Source organism: Pedobacter rhodius (assembly GCF_027213645.1).
Lineage (GTDB): Bacteria > Bacteroidota > Bacteroidia > Sphingobacteriales > Sphingobacteriaceae > Pedobacter > Pedobacter rhodius.
Genome location: NZ_JAPWGL010000002.1, coordinates 164,639 through 180,336 on the forward strand (window position 1 = coordinate 164,639; position 15,698 = coordinate 180,336).

The following is a 15,698-nucleotide window of genomic DNA, read 5'->3' on the forward strand; positions in this document are numbered from 1 at the left end:
CGTAACTAATAATATATCCGAAACTAAACAACCAATTATCGATTAGTCTTTAAAATCTGAACCCTACTACGATGTAAGCACAAGCGGGACGCTTGCGCTAGATGGGTATTGCTTTGGAAAGTGGATTTGATCCGAATTACCGTGAGAGTCTGAGTCATTAATCTATAACTGGGTTAAGTAAAACAATATAACGATATTTAAAACATCCCAATAACTGATCAGAAAGAATAGCCGATTATTATTTAAAAATATGCAATTTCAGCTGGACTTCTCAAAAATATGTAATGGTTACCAAATATAACTAGCTTATTTGTTTGAAGTTTACGGGTTACCGTAGTCTTCCAATTCGCTAAATCAGTTCGACTAAGTAAACCAAGTATCAAATAGGAATCAATACTTAAGATTAAGTATACTCTTAACTCAACCTAGTGAAAATCTTATTTAATGCTCTGGTTATTTAAAAGCTCGGGGGAATTTTTAACCTGAGATTTACCACGCTTACAATCGCAGTAATAATAGGCTGTTCAGCACATTTAGGTTGAGGCCAACGAACTACATATGTTTTTTATATATTTTATATATTTAGAGAACTAATTTATTATCGCTTTTATGAACCAATCATTACAAAACCTGTTAAAGAATGTCCCGGTACGTCTCGCAACCCCCGTGGATATGAACAATCCAAATGATACCATTGAAATACATTCAGGTGAGTTCCGCCTAAAGAATGATCAACATGAATTCAAAGTCAACGGCCGTATCTATTTCCGATGGCTTCCATCCATGAAAGTCATCTTCAAAGCAACATTTATCGATCAGCCAACGGATGACATTTTACTGTTGGAAAAATTTGAGGTAATAGTTGATGGTAAGGAAACAGGTAAAGTAAGGGTCACCGATCTGGATCTTACAGGCACGCCGACATGCGGTGGAGATGGAAGGCATTTTATTTGGGGCGATAGCACAATATCAGTCAGCGAGGTGAGTTTTTCGATACCCAATATGAGAGAATATTTAGGAAGTTCGGTTAAAGAAACACCTACGGCATTAAATGTGCAAAAAGCAAGGCTGACTTTGGACGACAAGCCTTACAAAATTACTATCGATCAACTTTCAGGCTACAAAAAAAAACTGAAGAGTTTAGAAGAAAATGGCGGATATTTATTAACCTATGCTGGAAAGATTGAAAAAGAAAAAGGAGCAATCACGTTGTCCGAGTTACATAAGTGGCAGGATCGTTTTCACCACTTCTTATATTTTCTAAACGGACGGCGCGTTGCCCCCATGTTCTTTAGCGGAATGCACAATGATGAAAAAATCTGGACGGACTATGGAGGATATACTGTTGACATGCACAAATTCGTACCATGCTGGTCAGACATTTTTGTTATGGATGATCTGTCACAACTTTGGAAATCCTACAACAAACTCTGGAAAGAAGACCTTGATAAAGATTTTTTAATAACGGCAATCCATTGGTACGTCGAAGCCAATATGAATGCGGGAATGGTAGAAGGATCGATAATCCTAATCCAAACTGCATTAGAGCTATTGTATAATTGGCTGATTATCGAAAACGAGAAAGTGATTATCGGTGGCGACGCTGAGGGAATGTCCGCGGCAAATAAAATACGTTTGTTGATCCACCAGTTTAAAATCCCAAGTGCGATTCCTGAAGCATTTAAGGAACTGGCAAAAATAAAAGACGTGGAAGATGGGCCGGAAGCTTTTGTAAAGATCAGGAATGCTCTGGTGCACGGCCAGAAAATAAAGCGCAATGAATTGAAAAAGATCAGTCTTCATGCTAAATACGAAGCTTTGCAACTGGGTATTTGGTATGTCGAACTTGGGTTATTGTACGTGCTTGGCTATAAGGGAAAATACAACAACCGCACCGATGGTAACAACTGGAAAAATACAGGGGTCTTGGTTCCATGGGTCAATGACCAGATTTTCAAAGTGGGCAAACCAAAGGATTTCGGCAATGATGAGCTGGAATCATTTTTAGAACTGCTGATTAGGCAGAATAAGGTGAAAAATCCAACCATTGCTAAACTGAAATCATGTAAAACGTTAGCGATTGGATATTCATGGGAACTTCCCGTTTCTATTGGAGCGATTAAAAAGAAGACCGAGAGCGATTTTGGGGTAAAGAAGGCAGATTTGCCAGCGCTTGCCAAAGAATACGAATGGGAGATCGGTTATTTCTATACCGAACCGGATTTTGAAGGAAGGAAGTTTTCTTCTGCAATCATGGATCGGTTATTAAAGGATTATAATGGAAAATTAATGGCCACAACAGAAATTAAAGAGGGAAATCGGATGATCACCAGTCTTGAAAGCAGATTGTTTAAGAGGATGGGCAAAACCTGGAAGAGTGAAATCAATGGCAATGATTTACAGCTGTTTCTACGGGGCGAAGTCAGAAAACTCTCCATTGACGATTAACTTAAGAAAACACTGCGCCCATTAGTAGGTTATTTAGACAAACTGATCTTGGCATACCGACTGCGTATCGATGCACATCGTTAATAAATCCTACAAAGATACCTGCATCCACAAATGCATCGACATTTTGTCTGAATGCAAAATTGATAAGGGTTTGCATATGAACCGAGCGAAGTCTCCACTGCTGGGTTTTAGAAATGAAATTATAAACAGTCACAATTTTAAAATGAGTTAATCCAATGGTACGTTTATTATTTGGAGGCGCGTCGTCGGTCAGAAAAAGCGAAACGATATACAGGCTTACCCAGCATCTTATGGCAAAAGGATTTATAGATGTCCTTAGGCTGGTTCCCGGGAGCTTATCAGACTTCAGTGCCGTAAAATCATCAAAAACTTCAATTCAATACTAAACAAAATAACCAAATAATGAAAACGCACTCAAGTGTAACGATGTCGCTACTGTTGAAATATTCAACAGTGTTTAATGATGGAGACCAGCGCACTCCGGCAGAAATACTGGCACCATATGGAAGAACCATGACTTTGAAGATGATCGGTGTGCTAAACTCCATGCTTCAAAGAAAATTAAAGGAGCTACCGCAACAAATGTTTTCATGGTTTGGATCAGACAGCGACTTGGGCGAACAGATGATGAAAAAAATCTTTAACGGCTACCGTAATGAGATCCGCGCTGGAGCAAGATTATTCCTAGTTAATGACCATGCAAACTTACGGATGAATGTCATGGCCAAAAACTTACCAGAAATAGATTTGGAAACAGCAATCGATGTTGACCAATCCCATCTTAACTTCTTTAAGGCCTACCTTAAAATTAACGAAGATTTTCTGCGCAAACAGGAAAACATCGGCGCAACAATTCCCGAAGAATTTACCGGTCTTGAGAAAGCAACCTGGATGACTACTGCAACATTGATCAGTTACTATGACTTTGCCTACATCGATGAGGTGTTAGCGGCCATCCAAATGATCAAAGCCATGTACTGCTTTGATTTTCTCCAAAAATATAATCCGCAACTCTATCAACACTATTTAGATAATAAAGGCGTCGTTGATTTTAAAGACTACGCAAAAAAGATGTTTCCGTTAACAAATTTATGTTTTACCGATGCAGTAGGCATAAATGGCAGTGATCAAGCCAATCAGCAATTTCTGGAAATCTTTAATCACCAGGTTGACATCCCGGAAAATGAAGAAAATGTTGCAAAAAGAGATTTTTTGGCCATCCGGAACAGACCGCTCTATAAGGTTGGAGAGAATGATTTTGTAATGCTCAACCGGGCGATGATCATTAACAAAATGTATACCTCAATCTATTGGGACTGCAAAGCCATTATTGATACAAACCCAGCACTGGGCATTTCTCAAAATGGTTTCCGAACGGACTACACAACAGAATTTTCAGAGGGCTATCTGGTTTATAAATTATTTGAGAAAGCTTACGGGAACAAAAGCTACAAACAGTTTTCTGGCGAGCAAATGAGGGTGCTGATGAACCATTCTGAACCAGACTATTACGTTCGTAATGGCAATAAGGTTTTTCTAATTGAGGTTAAGGACAGTTTCATTACCGGTAAGGCCAAACAGTCTTTCGATGTGCCTACTATAGTTAACGACCTGAAAAGCAAATACTATAAAACTGATTATTCAGAAAAAGCTGTTAAGCAGTTACTTACCAGGATAAGATTAAGCCTGACAATGGGTTACCCCTTTGACCAGCACTATAAACCAAAATCTCTTAAATTTTATCCTATACTGATCGTATATGATGTCAACCTTACCGTTCCCGGCATAGAAAGCGTACTTATAGGCTGGTTTGAAACAGAAAGGGATACTTTGATTCAGGAAATGGCCGACAAAGGCATCACTGGATTTCAGATCAATAACGTGGTGGTACTGCACATTGACTGTCTGATATTGCTTAACGAGTATATCAGGGCAGGAAGAATAAAGCTTGAAGATTTAATTGATGGGCACCTGCTTAGACGACGCAACTTACTCAAGATCACCAATGCAAAAAGTTTTAAAGAAATCAAGGCAAGTGTCCTCAACAGTTACCTTTCCTTTAATGAATATGTTAGAAACATCATAGATCAGATTCCCCCTGGCCGAAGGATAATGCCTTCAGAGTACAACATATTTAAAGATTAACACTAACATTAGAAAAACATGACCGATACAAAACTATGCGAAGATCGTTGACAACATTTTTGGTGACGGTAGCCATACCTTGGATACTGCAGCAAACATCAGCAACAACATTTCACGGATACTGACGTCAATGCCCCCTCTGCAAGCATCTCGCTTGTGACTAATAATATATTCGAAAAACTAATTAATCTAATTTCGATTAGTCTTTAAAATCTGAACCCTTTTATTGTGTAGGCACAAGCGGGACGCTTGCGCTAAATGGAGAACAAAAAACTGTATAGTTAAGTACCAGAGATGGTTATATCCAGATTTTTATAAAAATCAACTTGTTGTTTATAATCGATAGGTTCAAAGGAATCGTGTTTCCAAACCATTTCAATAATTGGAACATTTAATTTTTCAGCATAATCCAACAAATCGTTTTTCTGTTTCATGTTGGCGTAACTTGAAATAAATATAGCTTCCAAACATTCTTTTGTATCTAACATCATCGTTTTGCCAAATTGGAATTCTCCTTTGATTTCTTCCGCAACGCATCTTCCTTCTTTATAATAAGTTCCAATTCTAAATTCATTTTCGCCATCATAATCAATATGCTTGCAAAAAAAAGATGACTCCGCAATTTTTTCTATGTCTTCTTTATATTTATCATATCCTACATCCAACAAATAATTACCGGAAATATAATCTACTTTTCTACAACCAAGTTCGCTGTACTTTAAATACTCTACATCTTTGTATATCAATTTGTGCTTAAATTCATTTATGGCTAAAATTTTCTTTTTTGAAAAAGCCAAGCAAACTCCATAATAGTTATCAGCATAGCGTTCCCACATTCTCGGTTTTGTAAAGCCAAAAATTTCCTCATGCCCTTCAAATTGAGAATAATAATATTCACTTGCGAATTCATGACCTATATAATTTTTACAAAAGCTTATCTGATTAAATGCGTTTTCCAAATTTGATACTAGGTCATTTAATTGGTTAGACTCATTATAAAAGTCCTTACACTTATTTAAATCGACATAATGCCCCGTTGAAACAATACGCCTATTTGCTTTCCTACTCTCGGTCGGATCAATAGAGTTTGTCCTTCCGCTAAATTTTAACTGTTCATTAAAAAGTATGAAATCTATAGCTGTAGATGCCTTTGTGTAGTGATAAAGAACATCTTCATTATATATCTTCTTAAAAAAATTGATGCTCATATCTATCATTCTGGTCTATTTACTTTAAATTTTAACTCTTACCATCATACAACAAATTCTTGATAAAATAATATGCAGCTATGAATACAGTTTGGCATTTTAAACAAGCTATCTATTCCATTATCACAATAAATATACTATTCTTAAACCGATTTCATTTCGGAAATGGAAATATCACCAGAAAAACAATTATGGATTGATATTTTTGAAACCGTTAGCTATTAATAAATTGATATATAGCTCTTAACCGATCTACAAAATCTTTAAAATCACTGTCATAGTGTTTCTTTAGTACTAAGAGCTGAAATTGGCTTTGCTGAAAATAAGTTAGCAGTTTACCATCTACCCTCTTTGGCGCAAGCGTCTTGCTTGTGACTAATAATATATTCGAAAAACTAATTAATCGAATTTCGATTAGTCTTTAAAATCTGAACCCTATTACGATGTAAACACAAGCGGGACGCTTGCGCTGGATGGGTCTCGCTTGCGACTAATAATATATTCGAAAAACTAATTAACCGAATTTAGATTAGTCTTTAAAATCTGGACCCTATTACGATGTAAGCATAAGCGGGACGCTTGTGCTGGATAGGTTAGCGACAGATGAGATAATCATTTACCAATTCCATATTAAATAATATGTATCTCCAATAACCGGCCTATCAAGAACTACAGATATTGCGTCCTGAATAAAGTTGTATTTTATTAAATTAGACTCATCAAAAGTTATCCCATTCCTTATACATTTTAATTTAGCTTTCTTAACCTGCCTATTTTTTGGAAATACGATGTGAATTTCCACAGAATTATAGCTGTAGGAGACCAAATACGAAAAGTCTTCTGTTTCTTTTAGATAAGCATCCTTGTTTAGAAGTTCCAGTACATGTTTCATTTTTTTTCCCACCGGAAGTATGTGATCAAATTCTACTTGGAAGGATTTTGCTCCGCCTTCTGATGTTTCAATCACAGCTGCATCGGGATGACTGGCCACGTATTCGATACTGCCAGTAGTGTTATAACCACGGTAGAAGATTGACTTTAAAGGAATATTTGGAGTGAATTGTCTTTCAGATATCCAAATCGCATTTTTGCCCGTTTCATCCAATACAATCTTAAATATTGCTTTATCATAAGAAACTGAAACGCTGTGCCCTATTGCAGAGAGCAATGCCTTACATCCAGATAAAAATTTTTTTTGGCCATAGCGCGCACCAGAAAAATCTGCGATCACCCTGTCTTGAACGGCTTGTTTTACTCCTGTAGATGGAGGGATCCAATTTGTGAAAACATAATTATCTAAAGTAATGGGAATCAAAATAGATTTACCGCCTTCACGAGCCTCTCTTTGTAAAGTCTCTTCCAGTTCGTTTAAAAGACCTGCCCTGTTTAAAGACGTTTCTGAACAAATAAAGATAACCTTCGCAAAGTTATTGATGTTATCTCTCATAACCCTATGTAATTTTTCACCAGGCTTGGCGTGTAACGGAAAAAAAAAGGTTCTGACTCCCGAATCGTTAAGAAACTTGTTTAATCGATAAGCAAATTTTTCATCGGGACCACCGTAGCTAATAAAAACTGTTTCCATTCGAGCATATTTGATTGAAACAATATACAATTATAAATAACCAAAAGCCATGCTAAATAATCTTTCTAAAATTTTATCCCTAAGATTAATAACAAAAGTCAAATTTTACTGCTAACAGCATGGAAGGCCGATTGAATATAAAATATTTAAAGCACAATCGGAACTTGCGCCAGCGTTAACGAGCTGACAAGCTTTGCCAGATAAGATTTCTAAAAATACTTTTCCGGTTTTTTTTTCCATAGTAATAGTTAAAATAAACTTCTTGCTTTTTGAAATCTTTGGCGAAAGTAGAAATGCGGGTATACGTTTTGCCAAATGATATAACACAGAAGTTTCAATATCTGGATGCAGTGAAACCACAGCAGAAACAAAGATTATTGAGCCTTTTTTAACAAAAGCAATGGGTTATGATAATGCTTGAAACCATAGCTATATTAGTCGTAAACCTTGCTATTTCTGAGGTTATAAAATTACATAGGTTTATAGTTGTGAACTTTGGATGTTCTGACGTTTGTATTTTTAGAATTTTAAGATTGTGCAGATGGATAAATCTGCCTTAAAATCGCCTTTATTTAAATAATTAGATTAACCTTATTTCCTGTTTTCACGGCTTGGTAAATGGCATCAATGATTTTCATATCTCTCAAGCCTTCCTCACCGTTAACAGGCACCACTGGCTTTTTATCTTCAAAAATAAGAGTTGCCATTTCATCCATCTGTACAGTTTGATGAGTAGTTACAGGCTGTGTGAGCTCACCCATGTGTGTTCTGCCTTTAATAGGACCATAACCGGTAGAAGGCTGCATTTCTGCAAATCCCTTATCGCCACTCATAAAAAATCTATCCAGATGATTAATATTATAACTGGATAAGCAGGACGCTACCGCGCCACCTGGGAAACCCAATTGAAACTGTATGGTTTCATCTACACCTTCGCTAAACTTTATCGGATCGGTCTTGGTTTCCTGAGCCGTAACCCAAATCGGCTCTTCGCCCACCATGTATCTTGCCCCGTTGATGGCATAAATGCCGATATCCATCATTGATCCCCCGCCCGCAAGCGCTTTATTTAATCGCCATTGCTTAGGATCGCCAGCTTTAAAACCACACTGGGCCTGGAAAAACATGATCTTACCGAAATTATCCGCTTTTCGCATTCGGATTACCTCCAGCGTCCGGGGTTCAAAATGCATCCTGTAGCCAATCAGAAGCTTTACATTTGCTGTTTTACAAGCATCGATCATCTCCTGTGCTTCTTTGGCATTTAAGGCCATTGGTTTTTCGCATATAGCATGTTTTCCAGCTTTAGCTACCCGGATTACCTGACTATGGTGCAGGGCGTTTGGCGTAATTACATAAATTGCATCTATATCTTTATTGTTTTTTACCTGATCGAAGTTTTCATAGTTATAGCAATTCTTTTCAGGGATATTGTACTTCGTTTGCCATTCTTTAACTTTTGAAGGGGTACCACTGATTACACCAACCAACTTTGCCTTTGTACAGGCTTTCATCGCTTCTGCTACACGGGTGCCATATCCGCCTAAACCCATGATGGCCACTCGAAGTATTTTACCCTCATAAGGCTCGGTAATTCGACCAGGAGCATCTGCAAATGCTGTTAAGGAGCTTAATTGCAGCATCAATGCTGATGCACCTATTTTTTGTAAAAAATCTCTTCTAGTGTTCATATGCATCCTGAGGTTATATTGTTATTCAGCAAAATATTAATCAATATTTTCGAACTTGTTTTTGCCGCTTGAATAATTGATTTACATCATGTAATCTAACACCGAACAGCCATGTTAAATTTTCGAGATATGATTTGCGAGTTGGTCTTAAAGATAAAGTAATTGCATTATTTCTCAAAATTCCCGATTACTTTTTATACTGATGCTTGTAAAGGAATCTGCATACTAAAAACTTAACAATCCGGATCGAATTTTTGGAATGACCGGTCTCCTGAAGTTTGGAAGACTTCAACACCTTTTTCCAGGGCGTTTCTATGATCAGAAGTTTCAACCGATTGTGAAATATTTTTGTCTGTCATAACTTTATTCAATTCCTGATTTGCCCCGGGCCAAACGAAGCCCAAGAAGGGAAACCTGTTCTCCGCCCGCTGCCTTTTCACGCGGCGCTGGCGCAAGCGTCTCGCTGGTAACGAATCATATGTTCGAAAAACTAATTAATCGAATTTCGATTAGTCTTTAAAATCTGAACGCTATTACGATGTAAGCACAAGCAGAACGCTTACGCTAGATGGAGTGGATGTGGCCGTAATTAAGAAACAGGCCCTTATTATACATTTACATAAATTACTTTACCAAAAACTATTGTGTTGCCGTCGGGGTCGTTAACAGCACAATCGCGCATTCCATATGGGCGATCTTCTAAAACCGTATCTATCCATGCGCCTCGTGCGGTGATCAGATCGTAGTAAACATCAATTTCATCACACTCTACACATAAATGAGCGCTGCCGGGTACTTTTTTATGCCCAGGATTTGCTGGCCCACTTAAATGAATGCAGACATTGTCATAAACCAAGCCTGCATAATCTCCAAATTTAAAATCATAGGTAAACCCCAGAATATCTGTATAGTAATTAACGGCCTTTTGGAGGTCGGTGACATGAATGACAACAGATGAACTTAATACTTTCATATGGAATAATAAATATCGTGCAATGTAATCGTTACCAAAATTTAATAAATTTTAAATGATGGGCATTTGCCCGCATTCTTAAAAATGCTTTTTCATTCATATTTGAGCGCATTAATAGGATTTGCTTTCGCCGATTTATACGTTTGAAAGCTGACTGTAAGAAGCGCAGTAAGCAAAGTTACAGTTGCCGACACTGGAATTACCCACCATTTGATATTTGTGTGGAATTCGAAGGTTTTTAACCAGTTATTCATCAGGTAAATACTTAAAGGCACCGCAATAATTATAGCAAAAGAGATAATTTTCAGGAAAGAAAATGATAGCAGTTGCATAAGCTGAAACAAAGAGGCACCCAGCACTTTGCGAATGCCTATCTCTTTCGTTCTCTGTTCTGCACTGTAAGCTACTAAGCCATATAAACCCAAACAGGAAATGAAGATGGTAAGCCCACCAAAGAGACCAGAGAGGATGCCCAATTTTTGCTCCGTTTCGAACTTTTGTTTGTATAGTGAACTTAAAAAATCAATTTCAACTGGGTAGGCAGGATTAAGGGCTTTTGTAATTGTTGCAATTTTATCAACATTCTGAAGTAAGTTGCTTTTTGAATTTAACCTCATTGTGATATTGCCTAAATATTCTTTATTAAAATATACGACCAAAGGATCATTGGATTTATACGGTGTATTCCATACAAAATCATTAAATAACCCAATTACATTGTAAGTCTGTCCAAAAATTTTAATTTTTTGTCCAATAGGGTTTTTCAGGTTCATGATTTTTTGCGCGGATTGACTTAGTAAAACGGCACTGGAATCAGAAGCATATTTTTCTGAAAAATCTCTGCCAGAAATCATTCTAACCCCGCTGGTCTTAATAAAATTATAGGTTGTAGCAATTCTTGTAAACGGAATCTTGTTTTCCCGCTGTGCCATTCCAGGCCATTCTATATCGTTAAACATCGAGCCATCATGAGATAAGCCAACGGACAACTTTGCCATTGATTCTACGGCTCCAGATTTTTTTAATTTATCTTCCAACAGATTATATTTTTCATTCAACAAGCCTTGCATGGGCATCTGTACCAGCACATCCTTATCAAAACCAGAAGGTTTATCGTTAGCATATTTCACTTGTTGATAGATAACAATTGCACCAATAACCAAAAATATGGAAAAGCAAAACTGAATAACCACTAAAACTTGCCTTAAACTGAAATTAAACATCCGGCCTGAAGGATTTCTTTTAAGATTCTGGGCAGGATTTCGAGACGATAGGTAAAATGCAGGATAACTTCCCGCTACCAAAGCAGTAGTTGCTACTGCCACGATTAGACTTATCCAGCTGTAAAAATTAAAGTAGGTTATGCTAAGATTGATTTGAAGCATATGGTTAAACTTTGGCAAAAGTAACTCTGCTAAAATAACGGCTAGTGCCAAAGCGATCAGCGTAAGCACTAAAGATTCCATAAGAAACTGAACTACTAATGATTTTCTATTTGCCCCAAGCGTTTTTTTGATTGCAATCTCTTTGGCTCTTTTTTCAGATTTCGCAGTTACTAGATTAATGAAATTTATACAGGCAATCAACAATATCCCGATTGTAAGACCACCAAACAGCCACAGCCGCTCAATATTTCCACCAACAGTTTTTCCATTGACGAAATTTCCACGCAGGTAAAAATCATTTAGGGAATAAATAAAATAAGACTGGTTGGTACTTTTGGTATTTCTTTTAACCAATGCATTTATTTTTTCATCTATTAACTTCGGGTCTGTTCCCGGCTTTAAAACCAGTAAGGTGATGAAACTGTAATTATTCCAGTCTGGATTTTTCACACTTGTATTGGAATTTGCGTACAATGCCCATGGCAAAATATAATCTGGCTTGTAAGAACTGTTGTCTGGCATATCCTTTACAACGGCCGTAATTTTTAATTGTATTTTGTTTTCAAAACGAACAAATTTATTGACAACATCTGTAGATTGAAATAAAAGTTTCGCTGTGCTTTCTGTCAAAATTACCGTATTGGCATCCGTTAGTGCGGTTCTTGGGTTGCCGTCAATAAATTTAAAATCATATACCTCGAATATATCAGGCTCAGCAAACCTAAAGTTTCTTTTAAAAACCTTCTCTCCATTGCCAAGCAAGCCAACAGCGTCGTAATTGGTTCGCGAAACGTAGGCAATTTCGGGAATCTGCTGTTTGATTGCTGGAGCAAGAGCTGTTGCAGAACCTAAAAACGTAGTAAAAATGTTGCCTTTATCATCTTTAAGATTATTCATTACCTGGTAACTACGCCTAGCATTTTTGGATTGCAGGTCAAAATTCCATTCATGGGCTACATATAAGAGCAACAAAATGCAAGCTGTAAGCCCAATGCCTAAACCAAGTATGTTAATTAAAGTGGACATCTTATTTTTCCACAAACTCCGGAATGCAATTTTTAAGTTGAGTATAAACATAATTAGGTTCAGGTTTGGTATTGAATAACTTATTTACATGAAAAAAATACCTTTGGCCTTCGTATTATAAAATATTAGAAAAGTTCTTGCATCTATATAGGGTTATCCAAATTTAGTGCGGTAAAATGGGTCCATCAATAACTGTAAACAGTCATTTTTCCCTCTGGCGCAAGCGTCTCGCTTGTGACTAATCATATAGTCGAAAAACTAATTAATCGAATTTCGATTCGTCTTTAAAATCTGAACCCTGTTACGATGTAAGCACAAGCGGAACGCTTGCGCTAGATGGAGTGCATTATTTAAATTAATGGAAAACAATTTTTTAAAAATAAATTAAATAATTTCATATGCTAAAAAAATTACGAAACTTCATTAAGCCAGGCAGATAAAAAAGAGATTGAATTAAAAAAAATGGTTTATTAGCGAACAGAAGTAAACAAGGTTACAATGATTTATAGCAATAATAAAAACTGGTTAATGTGCTTAATTTTAATGATTTACTGCGGTTTGTCATTTGGACAAACGAAATCAAAGCCAGATTTGTATTTGTATTTTAAACAAGATTTATCAAAGAAAGTATACAAATCTGATTTAAACTTACAAACAAAACCTGCTAACCAGAATGGCCAGCCATCTTCAGAGGTGCAAAGTATTTACCATTACGCTTACCTCACAGATGATGGAAAAAAGGAGTATTCCTACGAGTTATTAGCCACCATTCCTGGAACTCATCCGCTCATTTGTAACCGTGAAATCTTTAGCAAATACAAAATCGTTCCCTTTCAAAATCTGGAAAAAATTAAAGGGTTGATAGCTGACGGCTGGGACAGTTCCAAATTCCCTTACCGTAGGATATTCGTTGTTGAAAAAATAGCTAAAACGAGATATAAAGTGGTACAAGTACAACTATTTTTTCCTTTTAGTTCTGAGGGCGTAAAAATCAGGCAGTTGAAAGTAAATTGAATGGCAGGAATAAAGCGTGTAACCGTTTCTGTTTTTTAGTAAAATACATTTATATTTTTTTGAGGGCTTCGGAATTTAATCCGAGAGATCTTATACCTAAGACAGCTAAAATGTATCAAAAAAAATGCTGAACGATTAGGTAAGTCGAAATCGAAACCCGCATAACCTTCGCTATGTAAAAAAAATACTTACGAAAAAGAAGTGGCTATTGGTGAAGATAAAGTTTAACATAAGCAGCTTTAATTATACAAGTTAAATGAATTGGTAAGCCAGCTACGGATGTTATTAACTTAAGGCAGGCATGATTAATGTTAGTTTAAAAATTGAGCAGTTTGTTATGATAAATATGCACACAAGATCAGTTAAAATTTCGACCGCAACTTTACTGCTATTATTAATTTATAGCTGTAGGCAAAAAACTAATTTCATTGTGCAGCCTATAAGTGATGAATTTAACCGACAGTACATCTCCGGTAAAGGATTGGATACAAATTATTTCAATCCAAACGACGTCATGCAGTATTACCAGGTGTCAAACTATGAAGATTTGGCGGATAATCAAATACTGTCAGAATTGGAGGTTTTTGCAACTACCCGTTTTCCTTCGTACAAACTTCAACAGCTACGTAAGTTAACATTACTGTTTTACAAGAAAAAAATGTTTATTGATTACCAGGATCACCTGTATGAATCTGCAAGGGAAAATGACAACAGGCGCCTGGAAGGACATGCGAAAGAATTGTTAGCCAGCATAACGTTAGAACGGACAAATAAAAATTCAAAGAATATGTCCCGCAAAAGCGTCCTTTACGATAATGGTAAATTTAAGATGAAGTTAATTGATACCATATTCGTACGATAGTCATTAATAACAGAACCCAAAAAAACTGATAAAGATGCTTAAACTGAATTCGATATTACTGCTAATGGGCATGTTAGCTGCCTGTAAGGGCAATTCAAAAAAAAATTCAAATCTGCCGGATACATTGACATCATTACCCAACAAAACCATTGTATTAAAGCTGGATACCAGTACAGGAAAAAAAATCAGCACCAAAACAGCCGATGAACTGGTTTATCAGGATGATACTTTTGCTACTTACAGCGACAGTCAAAAAAGAGGAACAGGCGTAATTTCATTTGACTTAGACATTAACGACAGGCTGGAAATTTACAACGACGACGGATCATTTTTTGGCAGGATAGTGCTCAATGAAGACCAGACATATTATACTTTGGACATGCCCCAAAAGACAGTTGCCAGAAAAGTTGTTCCCCAGTTTGATGCAGCCGCATTTGTTTTCGATGCAGATGAGGTTAACAGTGATGACGACTATTTAAAAATTTACGTAAACGGGCAACTGAGGAAAGTTAAAAAGGCCGGGATTAAATACTCCTATATGAAATGGGACGATTATTTAAGGGATAATGCGAAAGGTTCCGGCGCATATTAATTTATTACACCCCTCTGGCGCAAGCGTCTCGATTTTGACAAACAATATATTCGAAAAACTAATTAATCGAATATCGATTAGTTTTTAAAATCTGAACCCTATTCCAGGTAAGCCCCCTCTGGCGCAAGCGTCTCGCTTGTGACTAATCATATATTCGAAAAACTAATTAATCGAATTCAATCAGTCATTAAAATCTGAACCTTATTACGATGTAAGCACACGCGGAACGCTTGCACTAGCTGGCAAGAGACTACCTTTTTCAGATAGCCTCATAAAAAGGATATACTTTTAATTAATGGTTTTTTCAGGTGATTCCTTCAATATAAAATCTACCACTACTGAATCACCATTTACCAAGTTAATATCGCGAGTAGACCTCATTAAATAGCCAATATAGCTAGCTCGGAGGATGTGATGCCCCTCATTAAGCTTAATTCGGTATCTACCCTTGTCATCAGTTGTTGTTAAAAGGATTGTATCTCTGGTTTTTATAGGTACACCGGGCAGAGTTCTGTTATTTTTATTTGTATCATAAACGGTTCCGGTAACAATAACATTATTATTTTTCGTTTTAAAAGTTGTTTTGGTATAGCTACCAGTATGGTTTAAAGAAGAGCAGCTCACTAGAATAGCAAATACAAATAATATGCTTAATATATGTTTCATAATATTTTTATAATTTAACATCTCCATGGCCTTCCCCCTCTGGCGCAAGCGTCTCGCTTGTGACTAATAATATATCCGG

12 protein-coding genes are annotated in these 15,698 nt (G+C 36.6%); 5 read left to right on the forward strand and 7 right to left on the reverse strand.

Features of this window, described 5'->3' with window-relative positions; translation table 11 throughout:
• Positions 1 to 609 precede the first annotated feature (609 nt).
• The gene (locus O0931_RS06260; RefSeq protein WP_269414703.1) at positions 610 to 2,448 is read left to right on the forward strand and encodes a YopA family protein; all 1,839 of its coding nucleotides are present in this window, start codon (positions 610 to 612) and stop codon (positions 2,446 to 2,448) included.
• 426 nt (positions 2,449 to 2,874) lie between these two features.
• Positions 2,875 to 4,617 carry a hypothetical protein gene (locus O0931_RS06265; protein WP_269414704.1) on the forward strand — a complete coding sequence of 581 codons (1,743 nt, stop codon included), beginning with the start codon at positions 2,875 to 2,877 and terminating at the stop codon, positions 4,615 to 4,617.
• 281 nt (positions 4,618 to 4,898) lie between these two features.
• On the opposite strand, the gene O0931_RS06270 is transcribed toward O0931_RS06265, so the two are convergent.
• The 6 genes from O0931_RS06270 to O0931_RS06295 form a co-directional block, all read right to left on the reverse strand.
• Positions 4,899 to 5,825 carry a DUF2971 domain-containing protein gene (locus O0931_RS06270; protein WP_269414705.1) on the reverse strand — a complete coding sequence of 309 codons (927 nt, stop codon included), beginning with the start codon at positions 5,823 to 5,825 and terminating at the stop codon, positions 4,899 to 4,901.
• A gap of 616 nt (positions 5,826 to 6,441) precedes the next feature.
• Positions 6,442 to 7,410: a toll/interleukin-1 receptor domain-containing protein gene (locus O0931_RS06275; RefSeq protein ID WP_269414706.1), complete on the reverse strand. Its 969-nt coding sequence runs from the start codon at positions 7,408 to 7,410 to the stop codon at positions 6,442 to 6,444.
• A 572-nt stretch (positions 7,411 to 7,982) separates the two neighbouring features.
• Positions 7,983 to 9,101, reverse strand: coding sequence for a Gfo/Idh/MocA family protein (locus O0931_RS06280; protein ID WP_269414707.1), 1,119 nt, complete (start codon positions 9,099 to 9,101; stop codon positions 7,983 to 7,985).
• Positions 9,102 to 9,334: 233 nt separating this feature from the next.
• Entirely contained in the window at positions 9,335 to 9,460 is a 126-nt protein-coding gene (locus tag O0931_RS06285) for a hypothetical protein (protein ID WP_269414708.1), read from the reverse strand.
• A 248-nt stretch (positions 9,461 to 9,708) separates the two neighbouring features.
• On the reverse strand, positions 9,709 to 10,074 hold the full coding sequence (locus O0931_RS06290; RefSeq protein WP_269414709.1) for a glyoxalase superfamily protein: 366 nt from the start codon (positions 10,072 to 10,074) through the stop codon (positions 9,709 to 9,711).
• A 92-nt stretch (positions 10,075 to 10,166) separates the two neighbouring features.
• Positions 10,167 to 12,485 (reverse strand): ABC transporter permease, encoded by a 2,319-nt coding sequence (locus O0931_RS06295; RefSeq protein ID WP_269414710.1) that lies wholly within the window; start codon positions 12,483 to 12,485, stop codon positions 10,167 to 10,169.
• 498 nt (positions 12,486 to 12,983) lie between these two features.
• Between O0931_RS06295 and O0931_RS06300 the strand changes: the two genes are divergently transcribed.
• The 3 genes from O0931_RS06300 (at position 12,984) to O0931_RS06310 (ending at position 14,953) form a co-directional block, all read left to right on the forward strand.
• Positions 12,984 to 13,499: a hypothetical protein gene (locus O0931_RS06300; RefSeq protein ID WP_269414711.1), complete on the forward strand. Its 516-nt coding sequence runs from the start codon at positions 12,984 to 12,986 to the stop codon at positions 13,497 to 13,499.
• 430 nt (positions 13,500 to 13,929) lie between these two features.
• Positions 13,930 to 14,361, forward strand: a complete 432-nt coding sequence (locus O0931_RS06305) for a hypothetical protein (RefSeq protein WP_269414712.1) — start codon at positions 13,930 to 13,932, stop codon at positions 14,359 to 14,361.
• Between the two features lie 34 nt (positions 14,362 to 14,395).
• Positions 14,396 to 14,953 carry a hypothetical protein gene (locus O0931_RS06310; protein WP_269414713.1) on the forward strand — a complete coding sequence of 186 codons (558 nt, stop codon included), beginning with the start codon at positions 14,396 to 14,398 and terminating at the stop codon, positions 14,951 to 14,953.
• A gap of 288 nt (positions 14,954 to 15,241) precedes the next feature.
• Here O0931_RS06310 and O0931_RS06315 read toward each other — a convergent pair whose 3' ends face one another.
• Positions 15,242 to 15,619, reverse strand: a complete 378-nt coding sequence (locus tag O0931_RS06315) for a carboxypeptidase regulatory-like domain-containing protein (RefSeq protein WP_269414714.1) — start codon at positions 15,617 to 15,619, stop codon at positions 15,242 to 15,244.
• Positions 15,620 to 15,698 lie beyond the last annotated feature (79 nt).